We start from the raw sequence: 20,951 nt of genomic DNA on the forward strand, positions 1-20,951 counted from the left end.
AACTACTTCATGACCAACTTTCGGGAACGTGCAAATTTCATCTGGGATGTAGCAAACCTTATTCGGGATAGTTTCAAGAGAGGAAAATATCAGGATGTAATCCTCCCTTTTACCGTATTGCGACGCGTAGATAGCGTCTTGCAGCCTAATAAAGAAGAAGTCCTTACCACCTACAACAAGTACAAGGAAAAGCTGGAGGACATGGACGACCTGCTCCGACAGTCCTCCGGTTATGCCTTCTATAATACCAGCAAGTATGATTTCGAACGTTTGTTGGCTGACCACGAGCACATAGCCGATAATCTGCGCAGGTATATAAACGGCTTTTCGGATAATATGCGCGAGGTGCTCTACAACTTCGACTTTGACAATACAATCCGAAAGTTGGATGACCAGGGACTGTTATACCAGGTGATGCAACGTTTCAATGAAATCGATCTGCATCCTGATACGGTAAGCAACATGGAGATGGGTTACATCTTCGAAGAGCTGATTCGCAAGTTCAATGAGGCTACCAACGAGAATCCCGGGGAGCACTTTACGCCGCGTGAAGTGATTAACTTGATGGCCAATATAGTTCTTGAACCTGATCTGGAGGAGCTAAAAAAAGAAGGGATTATCGTTAAAGTGTACGATCCAGCCTGTGGAACGGGTGGAATGCTCAGTATTACCAAGGATAAGATTCAGGAGATCAATCCTGATGCAGATGTGAGGGTATTTGGGCAAGAGCTTAATCCGGAGACCTATGCCGTAAGCAAAAGTGACTTTTTCCTGAAGACGCAGGACGGTAAAGATGCAGAGAACATTTTGCAGGGCAGTACGCTCTCCGATCCCAAGCACAGTGGGGAAACGTTCAATTATATGCTTGCCAATCCACCTTATGGGAAAGATTGGAAGCGAGATAAGAAAACGGTACAAGATGAAGCCGATCGGGGCTATGCCGGACGTTTTGGGGCTGGTACGCCACGAAAAAATGATGGACAGCTGCTGTTTACGCAAGATATGCTTTCTCACAAAGCTCCTTTTGAAGATGGCAAAGGTGGAAGCCGTATTGCAGTGGTTCATAATGGATCTCCGCTATTTACTGGTGACGCAGGGAGCGGAGAAAGCGAAATCCGCCGTTGGATGCTGGAAAATGACTGGCTGGAAGCCATTGTAGCACTTCCTGAACAGCTGTTCTATAATACCGGCATTGCCACCTACGTGTGGATTCTAACCAACAAGAAATCTCCTGAGCGCAAGGGGAAAGTCCAGCTTATTGATGCCTCAGACATCTGGGAGCCGATGCGTAAAAGTTTGGGTGATAAACGACGCAGAATTTCTGATGAACAGCTAAAGCAAATTACCCGGCTTTATAGCGATTTCGAGGAGGGCGACAAGGTTAAGATTTTTGAGAATGAGGAGTTTGGCTATCGCAAGGTTCGTATTGAGCAACCGTTACGGTTGAACTACCATGCTATTCCTGAGCGTATAGAGCGACTCAAAGAAGAACGAGTCTATCAGAATTTTGCCAAGAGCCGTAAGAAAGACAAAGAGGAAAAGCAGAAAGAGATTGAAGAGGGCAAAAAGGAGCAGCAGTTTATCCTCGATGTGCTCCATTCGATGAGTGACGAGAAGTTCACCAACAGCCGCAATTTTTTTATGCGACTAAAAGAACGATTCGCTGAGCACGATTATAAGCCCAAGAAAAGTTTGCGAAATGCGATTGAGCGTGCGATCGGTGAGAAAGATGAGGAAGCTGACATTGTAAGGGATAAAAAAGGCAATCCTGAATCAGATACCGACCTTCGGGATTATGAAAACGTTCCGCTGGATGAAGATGTGTTTGAGTACTTCGAGCGGGAGGTGAAACCGCACGTGCCGGAGGCTTGGATTGACGAAGACTATACCGATGAGAAAGATGGCGAAGTGGGACGCGTGGGCTATGAAATTCCTTTTACGCGTCACTTTTATGAATATGAACCACCACGACCGCTGGATGAGATTGAAGGCGAAATAAAGATGTTGGAAGAGCAGATTCAGGACTTAATGAAAGAAGTCATAGACTGATCAATGGCATTACCGGTGAACATAGAAAAGCTTATTAAGGGCACGGTTGTAGAAACCGAACGCATTGAATTCAAGAAGGGATGGAATCCCGAAGCCGTGATTCATACGATGTGTGCTTTTGCCAATGATATCAATAACCTGGGAGGAGGCTATATTGTTATTGGTGTCGATGAAGAGGATGGTAGTCCTATACTGCCTCCAGCCGGTCTCCAGAAGAATCAGTTGGATGCGATCCAAAAGAAGCTGGTGGAGCTGAGCAACAAAATTCAGCCTACCTATTTTGCGGTGTCGGAACCAACGAAGGTGCAAGGGCAGTATGTGTTTGTGCTCTATTGTCCGGGTGGAGATAATCGTCCCTATAAAGCTCCGGTATCGCTCTCGGTTAAAATGAGAGGTCACGCTAATTGGATTCGCAGATACAATTCCACGGTACGGGCGGATGATCAGGAGACACAGCAGCTTCATGAGCTGGCGGCTAAAATTCCGTTTGATGACCGTATAAATCATCAGGCTTCACTGAACGATCTGAAGCTATCGCTGATCAAGGAGTTTTTGCAAGAGATCGACAGTCCGCTCTTTGAGCAGGCCGACGATATTTCCTTTACGGAGCTATGCCGACAGATGCAGATTGTGAAAGGGCCGGTTGAGAATCTTAAGCCGGTGAATGTAGGGCTGCTATTGTTCAATGATGAACCGGATCAGTTTTTCCCAGGCGCTAAGATTGAAGTGATTATTTATCAGGATGAAGTGGGCGACCGCTTTTCTGAAAAGGTCTTTACCGGCCCCATCCACAAGCAGCTTACAAGAGCGCTGGAATACCTCGAGACTAATGTGATTCGGGAAGAAGTCATGAAGGTAGAAGGGAAGGCCCAGGCCAATCGCTTTTATAATTATCCGTATGCGGCCATCGAAGAGGTGTTGGCTAATGCCGTGTATCATCGCAGTTATGAGCTCCGTAATACCATCGAAGTAAATGTACGGCTGGATCAGATTGAGGTGCTTAGCTTTCCGGGGCCATTACCGCCGGTAGATAATAAAACGTTACAAAAGGAGCGGATCGTTGCCCGCAATTACCGCAACCGTCGTATTGGTGATTTTCTGAAAGAGCTGCAGCTTACCGAAGGACGTTCCACCGGCTTTCCCAAGATTTATGATACAATGGAGAAAAACGGTTCGCCGGAACCAAAGTTCGAAACCGATGATGACCAGTATTACTTTTTGGCAACCCTCCCCGTTCATGATCGCTTAAAAGAGCAGGCCCAAGCGGGGGCCCAAGCAGGAGCCCAAGTCCAAAAATATGATCTTAATAAGACAGAGAAGGCGATTTTAGCTTATTTGGATAAGGGCCCAAGCTCCCGGTCTGATATAATTAATCATCTGGGAAGTGGTTCTCGTTCGGGGTATTTCAAAGAGACATTAAAGGGCCTATTAGAGGATGAACTTATTGCCTATACGCATCCGGATTCCCCAACGCACCCGGACCAAAAGTACAAAATTACAGACGTTGGCAAGCAACAAATAACATAAACTGAACTATTCACTATGAGTACATTTGGCAACTTACAACAAGTGGATCTCCGAGAGGGGTGGGCACATGAAGCCTTTGACTTTACCGAGTGGCTGGTCGATCCCGAAAATCTGCAGATGTTATCGGATGAGATTGGGATTGAGATTGCGCCAATTAAACCTGAAGCGAAGACCGGACGGTACAGCGTAGATATCTTAGCAGAGGAGGAGAATACCGGACGCAAGCTGGTGATCGAAAACCAACTGGAACAGACCGATCATGATCACTTAGGGAAACTGGTAACCTATGCCTCCGGCCATGATGCCGAATATGTGGTTTGGATTGTGAAAGATGCCAATGACGAACACCGGCAGGCGCTGGAGTGGTTGAATGACCATACAGGCAATGAACTAAATTTCTTTCTGCTGCGACTGGAACTATGGCAAATTGATAATTCAAAACCTGCGGTCAAGTTTAATACCATCGTAGAACCCAACGAGTGGACCAAAACGCTTCGGGAGCAGACCAAGTCAGACAATCTTTCTGAGACGAAGCTCATGCAGCTGGATTTCTGGCAACAGTTTAAAAGTTATTGCAAGGAACATAATTCACGAATAGGTAGCCGAAAAGCTCAGGCTCGGCATTGGTATAGTATTAGTATCGGCAGTTCAGAGGGACATTTGACGTTAACGGTAAACACTCGGGACCAAGAACTGGGCTGTGAACTCTATATCCATGATAATAAAACCTGGTTTGATGAGCTGCATGAACGAAAGGAAGAGATCGAAGATAAAATTGGGTCAAAGCTGGTATGGCAAAGACTAAATAGTAATAAAGCAAGCCGCATAAAACAGGCCAAAGGTTTTGACTTTGAGAAACAGGAGCAGTGGCCTGAGTATTTTAAATGGCTAAAAGAGAAGGCAGATAAATTTAAACAAGTATTTGGGACATGAACTGGGAACTAATCATATCAGGTGCAGCATTCGTTGTCTCTTTGGGAGTTGCAATTTATAGTTACTTACAAGGCCGTAAGAGTAACGATTTGCAAGAAGAACAAACTAAATTACAACGTCGTGTAGTGGAAATTGAAGAGCAGCGCGAACAAGAACGATTAGCCAAAGAAAACCGCGCAGACTTACAGCCATATTTTAGATATATATCGAGAAAAGATAGTCCTGTAAAAATTGCACGTCAGATTACAATTGAAAACTTAGGCAAACATGAAGCGCAAAATATCCGAATGTATGTAGATGGAGATCCTGTATCTATGCATCGAGATATATTTTGTCGGCCGGACAATAAATTAAGTCCTATTCAACCGGATAGTGACCAAATGTGGTGTATAGAAGTTGATGAAGAATCACCAGAAGTATGCGAAATTATGCTTAAATGGGATGATGAAACAGGCAGCGATTATGAGTTTAAAGATAAATTACCTCTAAAGAAATGAGATACCGTAAATCGGAAGAATTGAAAGAGACAGATTTAGAGTGGTTTGGCGAAGTTCCCAAATCATGGGATATCAGAAAGCTGAAATTTCTTTCTAATGTTAATTCCTCTAATGTTAATAAAAAATCCAAAGAAGGAGAAGAAGTAGTAGAGTTATGCAACTATACAGATGTTTATTACAACGAGTTTATTACTAATGAGCTCGACTTCATGAAGGCCACTGCAAGCGATAAAGATATTGAACGGTTTCAGTTAGTAGAAGGTGATGTAATTATTACCAAAGATTCGGAGTCACAAGATGATATGGCAGTGCCGACCTTTGTTGAGGAGACAAAAGAAAATCTATTATGTGGATACCACTTAGCTCTTATTAGAAGTGATGAAAAAGTTTTAAATGGGAAATACTTATTCCGTCTTTTCCAGTCAAAAAAATATCGTGAAGAATTTGGTATTAGGTCCAATGGAATAACACGATATGGTTTAGGGGTGCATGAATTGAAAAATATATCGATTCATATTCCACCTCTCCCCGAGCAACGCTCCATCGCCACCTTCCTTGACCGTAAGACCGAAGCCATCGACGGGCTCATCCAAAAGAAAGAGCAGCTCATCGAGCGGCTGAAAGAAAAACGGCAGGCGCTTATCACCCGGGCCGTCACCAAAGGCCTTGACCCGGATGTGCCGATGAAGGACTCGGGCATTGAGTGGCTGGCAGAGATTCCTGAGGAATGGGAAATTAAAAGGTTGAAATTTTTAATGGAAACAAATCCTAGCAAACAAGAAGTTTCCGATCTACCTGGAAATTTTGAAGTATCATTTTTACCAATGGAAAAGGTCGGTGAAACAGGAGAATTGACTCTCGATGAGACGAAACAGCTAAAAAAGGTCTTCAATGGGTATACATATTTTACCAATGAAGATGTAACAGTGGCTAAAATCACACCCTGTTTCGAAAATGGCAAAGGAGCACTTATAAAAGATTTAGAAAATGAGGTAGGGTTTGGTACTACAGAATTAACAGTATTTAGGCCTAACCCCCAAAAGGTTTTACCAGAATACCTGTATTATATCACAATTAGTTATCCAATAAGAAAGATTGGGAAATCTTTTATGTACGGTGCAGGAGGACAAAAGCGGGTTCCTGATGATTTCTTTGAGAATTTCCAATTAGGAATTCCGTCTATTGAAAAACAAAAGGAAATCATAAATGATCTAAAAATAGAATTAGAACGTTTATTCATATTTCGCAAAAAAATTAGAGAGCAAATTCAAAAACTAAAAGAATATCGCCAGTCTCTCATATCCGCTGCGGTAACGGGCAAGATTGATGTGCGGGCTAACCAAGAACTTGCAATATCTGATGAACCCAGAAAAGAGATTTCAAGCTGGGATAAGTTCGTTTTGGCCTTAGAGATTATTAAGCGCATGCAAAATAATCAGCATTTTGGAAGAATTATGTTGGTTAAAATTCTCTTTTTGATTGAATACCATCTTCGAGTAAAGGGGTTTAATAGTAATTATAAACGGTGGGACCATGGTCCTTTTGATAATCAGCTCATTAATTCTGTAGAATACAATCTAAAAAAGGATGGATGGATAGATATTGACTCAATAGAGAGTAGTGATTATGATCAAAAAATATATACACCAACAGGTAAAGCCTATGAAAAGAGTCATTATTTTAACAATAGTTGGGGAGATCTCGATGATGAGATTCAGGATATACTGAACATTTTTAACAATGCCAATTCTACTCAGGCAGAAATTATAGCAACGATTTATGCCGCTTACAATGATCTCTTAATTGAAAAAAAAGAACCAAGTGAAGATGAAGTCTTAGATGAGATTTTGAATAACTGGCACCCTAATAAAAAGAAAATATCCAGGAAACGTTGGAAGTCTGCCTATAGGTGGATTAAAGAAAAAGAATTTTTACCCACTGGTTTCGGAAATTCAACTAAGGAAGCAGCTTAAATATGAGTCGACAGATCAGGGAAAAGTATTTAGAGGAAGATATCGAAAACGTCCTGCTGCAGGAGCAGCCGGAAGATGATCGAGCGTTGGATGAAGGCAAAGAATATACCGTAGCCGGTCAACAGGGAGGCTATCACCAGCGCACCGCCGAAGACTACGATAAATCGCTCTGCCTGATCCCCGATGATCTGATTGACTTTATCAAGGCAACCCAGCCTAAGCAGTGGCGTAAGCTGAAAAAACTGGAAGGCGACGATGCCGAACAGGTGCTGCTTAAGCGCGTTAAAAAGCAGGTAGATAGAAAAGGCACAGTGTATGTGTTGCGCAATGAGCTTAAGCTATCCGGATGCCGTTTTCGGCTTACTTACTTCCGTCCCAACACGGGCCTAAACCCCTTATTACAGAAAAAGTACAAAGCTAACTTCTTTTCTGTAATGAGGCAGTTTTATTATGCCCCAAAAAATGATGATAAGCCACGGAGTGGTCCAAGTTTAGATTTAGGTATATTTCTCAATGGTCTGCCCATTTTTACTGCCGAGCTCAAGAATCCTATGAATGGCCAGGAGGTCGGGGACGCTGTGGCCCAGTACAAACAGGATCGGGACCCACGGGAGCCGATATTTCAATTCAAACGATGTCTGGCCCACTTTGCCGTTGACCCACAGGAAGTTTATTACACTACCAAGCTCGAAGGGCATAAGAGCTATTTTCTGCCCTTCAATAAAGGCAAGCAAGGCGGAGCTGGAAATCCCACTCCCATGGGAGATGAAGATCGGTATGCTACCTCTTACCTGTGGGAGAAGATCTGGAGCAAAGACAGCGTGCTGAATCTGATTCAGCACTTTATTCACAGCCGTAAAGAAAAAGATGATGATGAGATTCTCTTTTTCCCGCGGTACCACCAACTGAAAGCCGTCCGGCGAATGGTGAACCATGCCAAGCAGCACGGCACCGGTCAGCGCTACCTGGTACAGCACAGCGCGGGCAGTGGCAAGAGCAATACCATTGCCTGGCTGGGACATCAGCTCTCCTCTCTGCACGATGCTACCGATAACAAAGTGTTTGATACGGTTGTAGTTATTACCGATCGCCGCGTGCTGGACAAGCAGCTTCGGGATATCGTTCTGGAGTTTCAGAAAGTACCAGGTGTGGTAGAAGCTATTGGGGATGATGATACCTCCGAGGATCTGAAGAAAGCCCTGCGGGATGGGAAGAAGATCATTACTACCACCTTGCAGAAGTTTCCCTACATCACCGAAGCGATGAAAGATTATAAAGGGAATAACTTTGCGGTACTCATTGATGAGGCGCACTCCTCGATGGCCGGATCGACGACGCGACAGATGAACGAAATTTTGTCGTCAGTATCTCTTGAGGAAGCAGAATCCGATGATGATGTGAGCCCGGAAGATCTCACTGATCATATCGAGAAGCTGATTCAGAGCCGAGGCCAGCTGCCGAATGTTAGTTATTTTGCATTTACGGCTACGCCCAAAGAGAAGACCCTGGAGTTATTTGGCACTGAGGAACCCGATGAAGGCTATGAGCCTTTTAGCTTATATACTATGCGTCAGGCAATCGAAGAAGGATTTATCCTGGACGTGCTCGAAAACTATACGACCTACAACAGTTACTTTAAGCTGCTCAAGGCCATTGAGGATGATCCCAAATATGATCAGGGCAAAGCCTCGGCCATGCTAAAGAAATTTGTGAGCCTGCACGAACATGCTGTCAATGAGAAAGCCAAGATCATCGTCGATCATTTTCACCAGTTCGTATCCCACGCGATCAAGGGCAAAGCCAAGGCGATGGTCGTCACGCGATCGCGCTTACATGCCGTACGATTTGGGTTAGCCATTAAGAAGCTGGTAAAGAGCGAAAACATGCCCTATAAAGTACTCACCGCTTTTTCTGGGACGGTCAAAGATCCCGAAACCAGCAAAGAGTACACCGAAAGCGGTATGAATGGTATTCCTCAGACCCAAACCAAAGAGCAGTTCAAACAGCAGGATTATCGCTTTATGGTCGTAGCCAATAAGTTTCAGACGGGTTTCGATCAGCCCTTGCTGCACACCATGTATGTAGATAAAAAGCTGGGCGGAGTGAATGCTGTGCAAACGTTAAGCCGATTGAACCGCACGCATCCACAGAAGCAAGAAACGATGGTGCTGGACTTTGCAAACGAAGCCCAGGATATCCAACACGCGTTCAGCAATTACTACGAAAAAACGTTCTTGAGTGAGGGCACCGATCAGAATGTGCTCTATAACCTTATGGAGGATCTGGAAGAATACCGCTTGTACAGCGATATTGATATGGATCAGTTTGCCGAGAACTACTTTGCCAAGAATGTGAAGCAGGCCAAGTTGTATTCCATTTTGGAGCCTGTGGCCGACCGTTTTAACGAGCTTGGGGAGGACGAGCAGCGCGACTTTTATCGCAAGTTGCGCAAATACGTACGCACCTATTCCTTCTTGTCCCAAATCCTCCCATTCGATGATGTGCCCATGGAGAAGTTCTATGCTTTTGGCAAGTATCTGCTCCGCCTGATCTCCTTAGAGGAGTCCAAATTGCCGCGTGAAGTGCTTCAAGAAGTGGATATGGATTCCTATCGTATTCAACGCATGTATAAGGGACAGATAGACCTTAAACGCGGTGGTGGGGAACTTAAATCAAGTCAGCTGGATGGCGAAACCTCGAGCAGTGATGAAAATGAGGAATCCCTTTCCGAAATTATTCGCGTCATCAATGACCGTTACGGCACCGACTTTAGCGAAGATGATAAGGTGTTTACGGCTTTTCGTGATCGCCTGTATGAAGATGATGCCGTTCAAAAAAGTGCTAAGGCCAACACGAAGGAAAATGCCAAGATCACCTTCGAGGATAAAGCTCGTGAACATGCTCGAGAGATGATCGACGAGCATTTCGGCTTCTACAAGAAGTTCAACGATGATGACGACTTTCGGGATGCCTTAGTACATATGCTCTTTAACGACTTCCAGAGCTGGATGCAGGAGAAGAGTTCGCAATAGTATCGCTCTTTTTTTACATCAAAACAGCGAAATACCATAAGCAACAAAACCTAAAAAACGCATGGTTTTAGTAGTTTCTCCAAAAGTTGTTATTTAGTCCTAAACTTTTTCAATTAACTATAGACAAGAGATATGAAAGCATTAGGTAATGTACTTTGGTTTATATTTGGTGGGTTCATAGCCGGCCTTTTATGGTGGTTTGCAGGGGTCATGATGTTTATATCCATTGTTGGGATTCCATGGGGTAAGGCTTGTTTTGCCATCGGAAACCTTTCATTTTTCCCATTTGGTAAAGAGGCTGTAAACCGAGAAATCTTAACAGGAAAGGAAGATGTTGGGACTGGTGGTTGGGGCACGCTGGGGAATGTACTCTGGTTTATTTTCGGTGGGTTTTGGCTTGCTCTGAGTCATGCTTTAGCAGCTATTATAAGTTTTATTACCATTATAGGGATTCCCTTTGGTATTCAACACGGTAAGCTTGCTCGTATTTCATTATCACCAATTGGGAAAGAAGTAGTTGATAAAGAGGTTGCCGAGCAGGCCCGAAAAAAGAGTGCTAAACGAGTTGTAGAAGAGTATAGTAACTAAACTGTTAAGCACATTTATTTTGCTCTTTCGCTCACCAGTTTTTAGAATGAGTATTTTTCTAATACCGATTTGGATGAGCGGTATACCTATGATTCTTCAATTCGCGGTCTCAAAAAGATGCGAAAGAAAGAACCGGATAAGGCGGCTGCTGTAGCGGATAGGATTATTAAGAATACTACCGTACACTGATGACGAGAGGTATGAAAGGATGTTATATCTATTGCAATGACGAAGAAACTGAAAACTATCTTAGATCCATAGTTGGAAACTTAAATATAAATTATTGAGAGATTAGACATTAACAAAATTTATCTGTAAGATATTATTACAAATAGTAATAAATTCCTACAATAATATGACGAAGCAAGAAATAGAAGACGTACTAATTGAAAAAATTAAAGAGAACCATGCACTGACAACAGGTGAAGAACCTGATATTGACGGAAATACAGCACCCTTCAAGGACTTAGATTTTTTTGACAGTTTATTAGCATCAGAAGTTGGTATTGACCTCCAAGATGAAATTGATTGTGATTTCGATAATGTTAAAGAAGCCTTTAAGGAGGCTCAACTAGAGGGTATTACCATTGAACAAATGGCAGATATAATTTTAAAGGTTGAGGAGGCATAAAATGACTGATTTAAAAAAATGTATTGCCAATAGGTTAAAAGAGGCAAGGGCAAGTGCTGGGTTGTCCCAAAATCAAGTAGCGAATTTTTTAGGTCTTAAGAGACCATCAATTTCTGAAATTGAAGCTGGAAGAAGAAAGGTAAGTGCTGAGGAGTTAGTCAAATTTTCAGATATATATAATGTTAGATTGAACTGGTTAGCATGTAAAGAATCAGAACTCAATAATGATATAAAAGAAAAATTGAAGCTTGCAGCTCGAGAGGCATCTAAGATAAAGAGTGATGATTTAGATAAGATCATAAAAATTCTAACGGCGTTTAAAAGTGAATAGAAGTGGCTAGAACTAAAAAAGAGTTAATTGAAAAAGCATTATTTGCCGCATTAAAAGAAAGAAAAAAAATAAGTGGAGATCATTATAAGCCTTTTTGTCTGTTTGATTTTATTGAAAAGCAAGATGTTCAGCTAAAGTTTACAGATATTAGTAGCCTAGAGGGTATATATAGTAAAGAGCCCGGTCCATTAATACTCTTGAACTCCCTTAGGCCGCATGGGCGACAGTATTTTAATTGTGCACATGAATATGGACATCATGTTTTTGAGCATGGAATTGAATTAGATGAAATAATTGATAGTAATAGTCATTTTGATCCTGAAGAATTTTTAGTTGATACTTTTGCAGGTTTTTTGCTAATGCCTAAATCAGCAATAAGGAGAGCTTTCAACATTCGAAATATTAGATTCGATGAATTTAATCCAGTCGAATTTTATAAAATCGCTTCAAATATAGGGGTAGGCTATCAAACAATTTTATTCCATTTGTTTAGATCTTTACGGTTGATTGAAAAATCACTGTATAAGAAATTATCTTCTGTTAAGGTTCAAGAAATAAAAAAAGAAATTTTAGGCCAGAGCTTTCCTGGAGAACTTATCTATGTTGATGAAAATTGGGAAGGAAGACCTATAGATATCCAGGTTAATGATATACTTGCAATTGAGGGCAGCTATAAAATTGAATGCAATAATGTCAAAAGGATTGATGAGGTAAATGGAATTTCGATCTACAAGGGTGTTAACACAGGGATTGGTAGAATAAGATTGCAAATGCAGGATAAAGTACATTTTCTAAGGGTGTCACGTCACCAATATGTGGGAATAAATAAATACAAACATCTAGAGACAGAAATATGAGATATAAATATGTCCCTTCCAGTGGTAACTTGTCAATAGCTTGGTTTAAAGCTTTTAAGCATATAAATAAATATGGTAGAACATCGCCGTTAATAATTAGAATTAAAGATATACCTAAAGATATATCAAATCTCGAAGATAGCTCTGTTAGGGATATATTTGATGATTTTTTAAACAGGAAGGGACAGTCTAGTATTAACACGGTCGCCAATACAATATTTCCCTGGTCTCTATGGAATCCAAAAAAGGAAAGAAAAGTGTTATATAAAAGACATTTCCGAATTACCCCTTCAATAAAATCATGTAATCCCAATAAATTCGGACATTATTTTCGAAGAATGATTGGATTTAATACAAGCTATAATGACACGAAATACTCAGACGACTTTATTAATCAGATAGAACATGTTATTGATACTTATCGGAGTGGTACCCATAGACACTCAGCCTTACAGATTGGGATTTTTGATCCTGACCGTGATCACTCTAAGAGTAGACAGAAAGGGTTTCCTTGTTTACACCAAATCGCGATTAATTCTCATGGTCCCAATGGAAAAGATGGTTTAGGTATTACAGGGTTTTATGCAAAACAACTAATTCTTAAGAAAGCTTACGGTAATTATTTGGGTTTATGTCGCTTAGGATATTTCCTTGCGAGAGAATTAAATATGGACTTTGTACAAATGAATTGTGTCATATCTGAGGCCGATATTAATAAGAGTATTTTTAAAAAGAATGATAGGGATAAACTTTATAAAAGAATTAATTCCCTAGATATTTATAATCTACATACGATTTAATATGTCCTTTCTGTCCCACGAAACACTCAAGTCACGTATAGTAAGCGATAATATAATAATAAATGGCTTTGAAGAAGATAATATTAAATCTGCAGCCTATGAATTATCAATGGGGCATGAGGCTTTTGTTACTACGGAACAAATAAAGGAGGTCTATGAAAAAGGAAATCAGATTGTTATTGAGCCGGGTCAATTTGCTATTCTTTTAACCAAAGAAAAGTTAAGTGTCCCATTTGATTTAATAGCTTTTATTTCAGTTAAATTTAGTATCAAGAAAGAGGGTTTAGTAAATGTATCTGGCTTTCATGTTGATCCTGGTTTTAACGGAAGGTTAAAGTTCGCAGTTTATAATGCGGGAAGTCGAAATGTCGTTATAACTTGTGGTGAGCCAGCTTTTCAGATTTGGTTTGCAACTCTTGACAAAGAAGATAAATCAAGTGAATATGATGGAGATCATAATGGTCAAAATAATATTACGGCAAATGATGTTATGCAGACACAAGGGGATATTATATCACCAACAAAAATGAAGGAACGAATTGACAAATTGGAGAGAGTTTATGAAACAATAAAAACACTAGCCTTTGGAGTTATAATATCATTATCAGGTTGGTTTATAGTTGAACTGGTCAGATACTTGCAACAACAATGAATCAGTGAATAGGAATTAAAATGCTTGTCGTATTTGAAGGACCAGATAATGTTGGGAAAACTACTATCTCAGAAAATGTTTCAAAACAGCTTAAAAAAGACAATATCCCAACTCAAAACGTGGCATTTCCTGGTAACCAGCATGGAACCTTAGGAAGGTTTATTTATGAGCTACACCACAAGCACAATTATTATAATATAAATCATATACCTCAAATCAGTTTACGGTTATTACATGTAGCAGCTCATTTTGATACCATAAATACTTCTATTTTACCAGTAATAGACAAAAAACTTGTACTTCTTGATAGACATTGGTGGTCAACTTTTGTGTATGGTAAGGTTGGAGGCATTAAGAGAGAAGTTTTAGACAAAATAATGGAAATCGAAAAGATGGCTTGGAAGGATATAGAGCCTGATATAATATTCTTGATTAATAGAAAGAAACCTATTGAGATACGAAAGAATCAAAAATGGATGAAATTACGTGCTGAGTATCTAAAATTAGCAAAAAGAGAATCGGTGAAAAAAAATATTATCAAGATAGAAAATGATAACACAATTGAGGAAACAACCCAGAATATTATTAGTATATTAAAAGCTTATTAAAACACTTACTTTAAAGTTTTAACCCATCTGAGTTGCAACAAACGGATCTCAATTTAACAAGCTCAAATAAGACTAATAAAAGTGGATTATTCTCTATTAATAAAAAATTAGCTCCTGCAAAACCTACAGAAGTTTATAATACATATTGGAGATTTGCAGCTAAAAGACAAAGACTGTTTTTTAAAAAAATTAGTAAAAAGTATCCACCTTGGACAGATGATCCTATTCTAAATAAATATAAATTCACTAATGCTTATAGAGCATCGGATAGAGTCAGTCAATATTTAATTAAAAATGTTATTTATAGTGATTCATATTCGCTTAACGATTTATTTTTTCGAATCATCCTTTTCAAGATTTTCAACAAAATAGAGACTTGGGAACTTCTAAAATCAGAACTTGGAGAGATTAACTATAACACATTTGAATTTGATGCCTATGATAGAATATTAACTGAAGCACAAGCCTCTGGACAAGCTATTTATTCAGCTGCTTATATAATGGCCTCTGGGAAAAGTGCATTTGGCTATTCCAAAAAACATAGAAATCACCTTACTTTAGTTGCCAAGATGATGCAAGACAAATTGCCAGAGAGAATTGCTTCATCAGAAACTATGCAGGAAGCATTTATATTATTGAAAAGTTATCCATCAATCGGTGATTTTCTTGCATACCAGTATGTAACTGATATTAATTACAGCAATATTACAAGTTTTTCGGAAAAAGAGTTTGTTGTGCCTGGACCTGGTGCCATTGATGGTATACACAAATGTTTTTCCGATTTAGGAGGCATTAGCGAGATTGAGATCATCAAAATGATGTATGACAATCAAGATCGAGAGTTCGAGAGGTTAGGATTAAATTATAAGTCGCTTTGGGGAAGGCCATTGATGTTAATTGATTGCCAAAATTTATTTTGCGAGGTAGACAAATATGCTCGTGTTGCACACCCGAATATTAAAGGAAAAAGTGATAGGAAAAGGATAAAACAAAAATATTCACCAACTAAAGATAAGTTTAAGTATTGGTATCCACCACATTGGGAAATAAACGGGAAGGTAGAAGATTTCTACAATGAAATACAATAATATTTTCAAGGGTGGTTCAGCAAATGAAGTTTGGGTAAATACCTATGCTGAACTTTCCAAGAAAACGGAGGATCCTCAAAGTAGTAGGATAGGTCCAACTCAAGAAATACTGCATGCTTTTATTTCAATTAGTAATCCAAGGCAAAGGTGGATTTGTGCTAGGATTCCCGCGATAAATCCCGCTTTTGCAATTGCCGAGATAATATGGATTTTAAATGGTAGAAATGACTCAAAATTTCTAAATTATTGGAATGGGAAATTACCTGAATATGCTGGAAAGGGTGATGAATATCACGGAGCATATGGGTATCGATTACGGAAAAGTTTTGGTTTAGATCAGTTAAATAAAGCTTATTTAGCTCTTAAAAATAACCCAAATAGTAGACAGGTTGTTCTACAAATTTGGGATCCCAATCAAGATTTACCAAATGAGGACGGAAGTGCAGTAAGTAAGGATATACCATGCAATATAGTAGCAATGCTAAAGGTGAGGGAGGGAAAGTTAGAATGGCAACAGATAATGCGTAGTAATGACATTATCTTAGGTATGCCTTACAATTTTATCCAATTTACTACACTACAGGAAATTATTTCAGGTTGGCTCAGAATTGAAGTAGGTACATATAATCATCTTAGCGACAGTTTACACCTGTATTTGAACGATATATCCGATTATGGCTCTAAATCTTCAATTAAAGTTAGTGCAAATGAAGATGACCTTCGTTTGCCTAAGAAAAGGTCAGAAAAAGTAGTTAAAGAATTTGCTGTTAAGATCGAGCAAATAATAAATGATCCATTTTTGAGTACAAAAAAATTACGTGAGATAGCAAGGTGGGAGGGAGCTCCAAAGGCTTATAAAAATCTTTTAAAAATTATTTGTGCTGAGGAAGCAAGAAGATCAGGCTTTTCTACTCTTGTTGAGGAATTTATGGCTTATTGTAAAAATCCTATTCTTAGTCAGTACTGGAGTTTATGGATGAAAAGATTTAAATAATTTTTATTTCTCTTTTTTTTAGGTCTACACTGAGCTTTCCTCCACAATTTCTCCTCAAGTATCGGTATATTTTGTAGGATTCTAATATTGCAAATTCCCACTCCTTAAGACTCCTTTTGCTAACCTCAAAAGGTGAGGATAGTCTTCGAATAGTTTTTAATATTTCAAAATCAATAGTATCTATTCCTTTGAAGAAGTTTGTCTCTTCCGCAAATGGATAGATATAAGCAGCAATTGCTTCCTCAATAATTGCAGCTCTGGCTCCGTCTTCTACTTCATCTATCTTGGAATCGCTCTTTCTTTTTTTATTTAATAACTTCCTCAATACTGGAGACCACCCCAAATAGGCGGCAAAGCCATAATGAAAAACATCATGATACCTATAACCATCATTCCGATGAGAATTATCAGTTATCGGATCCCCAACTTGATTCCCATTTACATAGACTTCTACAAAAGAGTCATTTCCATTATCAATTTCTTTAAACTCTAACTCAAAACTTCTGGGTAATTTTTCACTTTCTAAACAATTATCATCGAATAGTTGGTAATTTTCATAATCCAGTTTCCAGCGATTTTGAGTTTTATTGATGTTATTTATTGCAATTTCCTCTAAGTCTAGATTCATTTTTGTGGCAACATTAGACATATACCATAATAAATCTCCCAACTCTTCCTTTAAGTTAGTTTTGAAATCTTGGTATGAGTTACCATCTCTTAACCTCTTTTTGAACTCAGAAATAGTTGATCCCATTTCACCAACAAGTCCCAAGAGGGGAATAAAATAGTCAATCAGGTTTTCTGATTTTTTCCGTTGATCGGTTTCTTGTGATTTAATTTGGTATTCACGGAAATCCATAATTAAGCAAAATTCGGTTATACCAGTTTAGAAATACTTTTTAAAAATAAGTAACCTAAGCCAAAAAGAAATTCCAATACTTTACTTTCTGAACTTAAATATGAAAAAGTATAGTATAAATAAATTTATGGCATCATCATAAGTAGTTATTTATGGACTGGCTAAAGAGTAGAAATTACCGTTGTGAGCTCATAATATCCTACTTAAAGTAAAAGTACCCAGAATAAAATGGATCAATCCAAAATCACTTTAACCGGGGGGTGGATTAGAAACCTAGTTGATATCATAATCTCTAAAATAAGGAACGGGTGCTAGAGGTACTAGTGAATTTTCAACTTTTCAGATAGGCCTACAAATCGATTGGTTTTATCGTAAAACTGTTAACAAAAGGATATTTATTAGAATATTCTGTGACCCAAATGTGACCCAAATATAAATGAGAGAGTAAGTCTACTTAAAATTATAAGGGACTTAAAAAATTCTTAAGTGATTGGGAGGGATAAAGTTAGGAGGGAGTACGCCTGAGAGGATTCGAACCCCTAACCTCCTGATCCGTAATCAGGTGCTCTATCCAGTTGAGCTACAGGCGCATTGAATGAGATCCCAATGATACGGGGAATAAATCAGTTAATCAACTGTATTATTTGATAATTTTGTTATGAAAAATAGCATTTGGGTGCTAACTTTTACAGCTTAAATCCGTAGAGGGAGTGACCCATAATGAAGGGAAATGTTAACCAACCAAATAACCAGGTATGATGAAATCTAAGCTAACCATTGTGCTGCTGTGTGCGGTAGTATTTTACGGGGGGTGCGCCTCGTCTCAAAAGACCACCAGCGATCAGCAGACCAAGACCGAAGAACAGTCATCCAAAGAAGAATATGATAAGCTTATTAAGGATGCGGAGCAATACGAAGGATATTTCGATTTTTATCAGAAAGATAGTGAGCTTTACCTTTCGGTTTCCGAGGAGCAGCTCAACAAGCCTTTCTTAATGAATTTTGAACTGGCCCGGGGCGTCGGGGCATCCGGATTATACGGGGGAACGATGCTGAATATTTTTGAGGGACTGCTGGTCTCTTTCCAGAAGCATGAGGGCAAGATTTTCCTTGTGCAGCATCCGCATCGCTATACGGCCCAAGCGGGAACGCCCCAAGCCAAAGCCGTGGATTTAACATTTGGAGAATCCGTGGTAGAAGCTTCCGAGATCAAAGCGTTTAATGCCGACAGCTCACGCATGCTGGTGGATGTGTACGACTGGTTTGTGGGAGACCTTTCAGGTATCTCAACACGGGTAGCGTATGCCGTAGGCGAAGATGGACAACCTGGTTCCGCAACTTTCGACAAAGGGCGATCGCACCTGGAGAAGGTTCAGGCCTTCCCGGAGAATGTGAATATCCAGGCACGATTGACATTCAAGAATGGCAAAGCCCAGAACGCGCCTCGTACGGTAGCGGATGGGCGGTATATTCCTGTATCGCTGTTCTATACGATGGTTAAGCTTCCGGAAGAACCCATGAAGCCCCGGATGGCGGACGATCGCACGGGCTACTTTATGACGGTCCATAAGGATTTTACTGACGACAGCGACACCTTTTTCAAGCGTTACGTCAATCGCTGGAGGCTGGAGTGCAAGGAAGATGTAGCTGAAGGCGAGCTTTGTACGCCCAAAAAGCCGATTACTTATTATATCGACCACACCGTACCGGAAGAATATCGTCAGGGTATGATGGATGGGGTAGAGGCATGGTCGAAGGCGTTTGAAGCAGCTGGCTTCCGGAATGCGGTGCAGGCCAAGATGCTGCCCGACAGCGTGATGGCAGAAGATATCCGATATGCTACGCTCCGCTGGAATACCTCGGATCAGCCGGGTTATGGTGCTATTGGTCCTTCGGTGGTAGATCCGCGCACCGGCGAAATCCTGGATGCAGATATCCTGTTCGAAGCGAATATGCTGCTCAACGATAAAGAGCAATACCGCCATATGGTCGAACCGCGTTCGGCTATTGAGAGTGTTTTTAATGTATCGGAAGAAGAGCTGGAGCTGATGAGTCGTGGTGTGAAGACCAAGTCATTTTATGCGGAAATGAATGCACAGTTCGACCTGGTACAGAGCCTGCTCATTGCACGCGGTGAGCTGAAGCCGGGCAGTCCGGTGCCGGAGGAATTTGTCCACCAGGCGCTGAAGTGGGTTACGATGCACGAGGTAGGGCACACGCTCGGACTGCGACACAATTTCCGGTCCTCCATCGATACGCCGCTGGATAAGCTGTATGATAAAAACTGGACTGAAGAAAATGGCGTCTTTAGCTCGGCTATGGAATATCCGTCCGTGAACCTGAATCCTGAAGGTCAGTCGAACGACGGCTACTATTACAATCCAAGTGTGGGCTCCTACGACCGCTGGGTGATATCCTATGGTTATGCTACTGATGACACTAAAGCTGAAGAAATTGCGCGTCAGGCTGCAGCACAGGGACATGCTTACGGTACGGATGAAGATGCACGCGGTTCCGGAGCTATCGACCCGCATGTGAATGTGTATGATCTGGGATCCGACCCACTGGAATGGGGCAAGGGGCGGGCTGGTTTGCTGCGGATCATGATCCCCAAAGTTGGCGATATTACACTGGAGGATAATGAAGCCTATTACAAGGCTACGGATCTGTTCCAAAGCTACCTGTATCAGTATGCGCGAACGCTTATACCGGCTATCAAGTATATTGGCGGGCAGCATCAGTATCGCGATCATGTGGGGGATCCCAATGGACGTCAACCCTTTGTGCCGGTTCCCAAAACTAAGCAGCAGGAAGCGTTGGATATGCTTACGGAGTCAGCGTTTCATCCCGATGCTTTGATGTTGCCCAAAGACCTCTACCAGAAACTGGGCGCCAACCGATGGAGTCACTGGGGTAACAGTAATACTTACAGTGGACGCATTGACTATCCGTTGCATGGAACGGTTGCGGGTATCCAGCAGGCTATTCTCGGTCAGCTTCTTGATCCCGTGCGTTTGGCTCGTATCCGCGATACGGAAGTAAAATTTGGTGCAGAGAGTACTATCACTATTCCAGAACTGATGGGACAGTTGACCAATGCTATATGGGGTGAGGTAAGCTCGTCGCCGGGCAGCGATATTACAAGCAATCGCCGGGATCTGCAGCGCACCTACTTGGACGCTATGACGGCCCTGTTGATAGATGCGCCGGAAGGAACACCAGCCGATGCACGGTCCGTAGCACGACATCAGCTGCAGGAAGTTCATGACATGCTGGAAGCACGACTACATCCACCGACCCAAAACTTTGATGAATATACCCGTGCTCACCTGGAAGAATCAAAGGCACGCATTGAGGCGGCCCTGGAAGCGGGACTCCAACTGGAGAATTAGCTCTTGGTAGCTGTGAACTTGCTACATTTTGGTGGACACCCAGTTAAGCCATAGATTGTCGCCGCAATTTATGACCAATACCTATTATGAGTAAAAGACGAACCTACAGCAAAGAATTTAAATTGGACGTGATCCAACAA

At 40.9% G+C, this 20,951-nt stretch carries 17 protein-coding genes and 1 tRNA gene; 16 read left to right on the forward strand and 2 right to left on the reverse strand.

What is annotated here, in order from left to right; genetic code table 11:
- The first annotated feature begins 9 nt into the window (after positions 1-9).
- From J6I44_RS18305 to J6I44_RS18375, 15 genes are all read left to right on the forward strand, one after another.
- Positions 10-2,049, forward strand: a complete 2,040-nt coding sequence (locus J6I44_RS18305) for a type I restriction-modification system subunit M (RefSeq protein ID WP_265767643.1) — start codon at positions 10-12, stop codon at positions 2,047-2,049.
- Positions 2,050-2,052: 3 nt separating this feature from the next.
- Positions 2,053-3,576, forward strand: a complete 1,524-nt coding sequence (locus tag J6I44_RS18310; protein WP_265767644.1) for an RNA-binding domain-containing protein — start codon at positions 2,053-2,055, stop codon at positions 3,574-3,576.
- 15 nt (positions 3,577-3,591) lie between these two features.
- Positions 3,592-4,509 carry a DUF4268 domain-containing protein gene (locus tag J6I44_RS18315; RefSeq protein ID WP_265767645.1) on the forward strand — a complete coding sequence of 306 codons (918 nt, stop codon included), beginning with the start codon at positions 3,592-3,594 and terminating at the stop codon, positions 4,507-4,509.
- On the forward strand, positions 4,506-5,006 hold the full coding sequence (locus J6I44_RS18320) for a hypothetical protein (protein WP_265767646.1): 501 nt from the start codon (positions 4,506-4,508) through the stop codon (positions 5,004-5,006). Before J6I44_RS18315 ends, J6I44_RS18320 begins: the two co-directional genes overlap by 4 nt.
- Positions 5,003-6,979, forward strand: coding sequence for a restriction endonuclease subunit S (locus J6I44_RS18325; RefSeq protein ID WP_265767648.1), 1,977 nt, complete (start codon positions 5,003-5,005; stop codon positions 6,977-6,979). The genes J6I44_RS18320 and J6I44_RS18325 overlap by 4 nt, the downstream gene beginning before the upstream one ends.
- Before the next feature lie 2 nt (positions 6,980-6,981).
- Entirely contained in the window at positions 6,982-10,011 is a 3,030-nt protein-coding gene (locus J6I44_RS18330) for a type I restriction endonuclease subunit R (protein WP_265767649.1), read from the forward strand.
- A 132-nt stretch (positions 10,012-10,143) separates the two neighbouring features.
- Entirely contained in the window at positions 10,144-10,599 is a 456-nt protein-coding gene (locus tag J6I44_RS18335) for a YccF domain-containing protein (RefSeq protein ID WP_265767650.1), read from the forward strand.
- A gap of 355 nt (positions 10,600-10,954) precedes the next feature.
- A complete protein-coding gene (locus J6I44_RS18340) occupies positions 10,955-11,230 on the forward strand; it encodes a hypothetical protein (protein ID WP_265767651.1) in 276 nt (91 codons plus the stop codon).
- Between the two features lies 1 nt (position 11,231).
- Positions 11,232-11,561: a helix-turn-helix domain-containing protein gene (locus J6I44_RS18345; protein WP_265767652.1), complete on the forward strand. Its 330-nt coding sequence runs from the start codon at positions 11,232-11,234 to the stop codon at positions 11,559-11,561.
- 2 nt (positions 11,562-11,563) lie between these two features.
- A complete protein-coding gene (locus J6I44_RS18350; protein WP_265767653.1) occupies positions 11,564-12,418 on the forward strand; it encodes an ImmA/IrrE family metallo-endopeptidase in 855 nt (284 codons plus the stop codon).
- On the forward strand, positions 12,415-13,218 hold the full coding sequence (locus tag J6I44_RS18355; protein WP_265767654.1) for a hypothetical protein: 804 nt from the start codon (positions 12,415-12,417) through the stop codon (positions 13,216-13,218). The genes J6I44_RS18350 and J6I44_RS18355 overlap by 4 nt, the downstream gene beginning before the upstream one ends.
- 1 nt (position 13,219) lies before the next feature.
- Positions 13,220-13,870 carry a dCTP deaminase gene (locus tag J6I44_RS18360; RefSeq protein ID WP_265767655.1) on the forward strand — a complete coding sequence of 217 codons (651 nt, stop codon included), beginning with the start codon at positions 13,220-13,222 and terminating at the stop codon, positions 13,868-13,870.
- A 20-nt stretch (positions 13,871-13,890) separates the two neighbouring features.
- Positions 13,891-14,478 (forward strand): dTMP kinase, encoded by a 588-nt coding sequence (locus J6I44_RS18365; protein ID WP_265767656.1) that lies wholly within the window; start codon positions 13,891-13,893, stop codon positions 14,476-14,478.
- Between the two features lie 32 nt (positions 14,479-14,510).
- Entirely contained in the window at positions 14,511-15,566 is a 1,056-nt protein-coding gene (locus tag J6I44_RS18370; RefSeq protein ID WP_265767657.1) for a nucleotide kinase domain-containing protein, read from the forward strand.
- Positions 15,553-16,560, forward strand: a complete 1,008-nt coding sequence (locus tag J6I44_RS18375) for a thymidylate synthase (RefSeq protein ID WP_265767658.1) — start codon at positions 15,553-15,555, stop codon at positions 16,558-16,560. The genes J6I44_RS18370 and J6I44_RS18375 overlap by 14 nt, the downstream gene beginning before the upstream one ends.
- Here J6I44_RS18375 and J6I44_RS18380 read toward each other — a convergent pair.
- Entirely contained in the window at positions 16,553-17,419 is an 867-nt protein-coding gene (locus J6I44_RS18380; RefSeq protein ID WP_265767659.1) for a nucleoside triphosphate pyrophosphohydrolase family protein, read from the reverse strand. The genes J6I44_RS18375 and J6I44_RS18380 overlap by 8 nt on opposite strands.
- 516 nt (positions 17,420-17,935) lie before the next feature.
- A tRNA-Arg gene (locus J6I44_RS18385) sits at positions 17,936-18,009 on the reverse strand.
- A gap of 165 nt (positions 18,010-18,174) precedes the next feature.
- Between J6I44_RS18385 and J6I44_RS18390 the strand changes: the two genes are divergently transcribed.
- Positions 18,175-20,811 (forward strand): zinc-dependent metalloprotease, encoded by a 2,637-nt coding sequence (locus J6I44_RS18390; RefSeq protein ID WP_265767660.1) that lies wholly within the window; start codon positions 18,175-18,177, stop codon positions 20,809-20,811.
- Positions 20,812-20,951 lie beyond the last annotated feature (140 nt).

The organism is Fodinibius salsisoli, assembly GCF_026229185.1.
GTDB classification, from domain to species: Bacteria; Bacteroidota; Rhodothermia; order Balneolales; family Balneolaceae; genus Fodinibius; species Fodinibius salsisoli.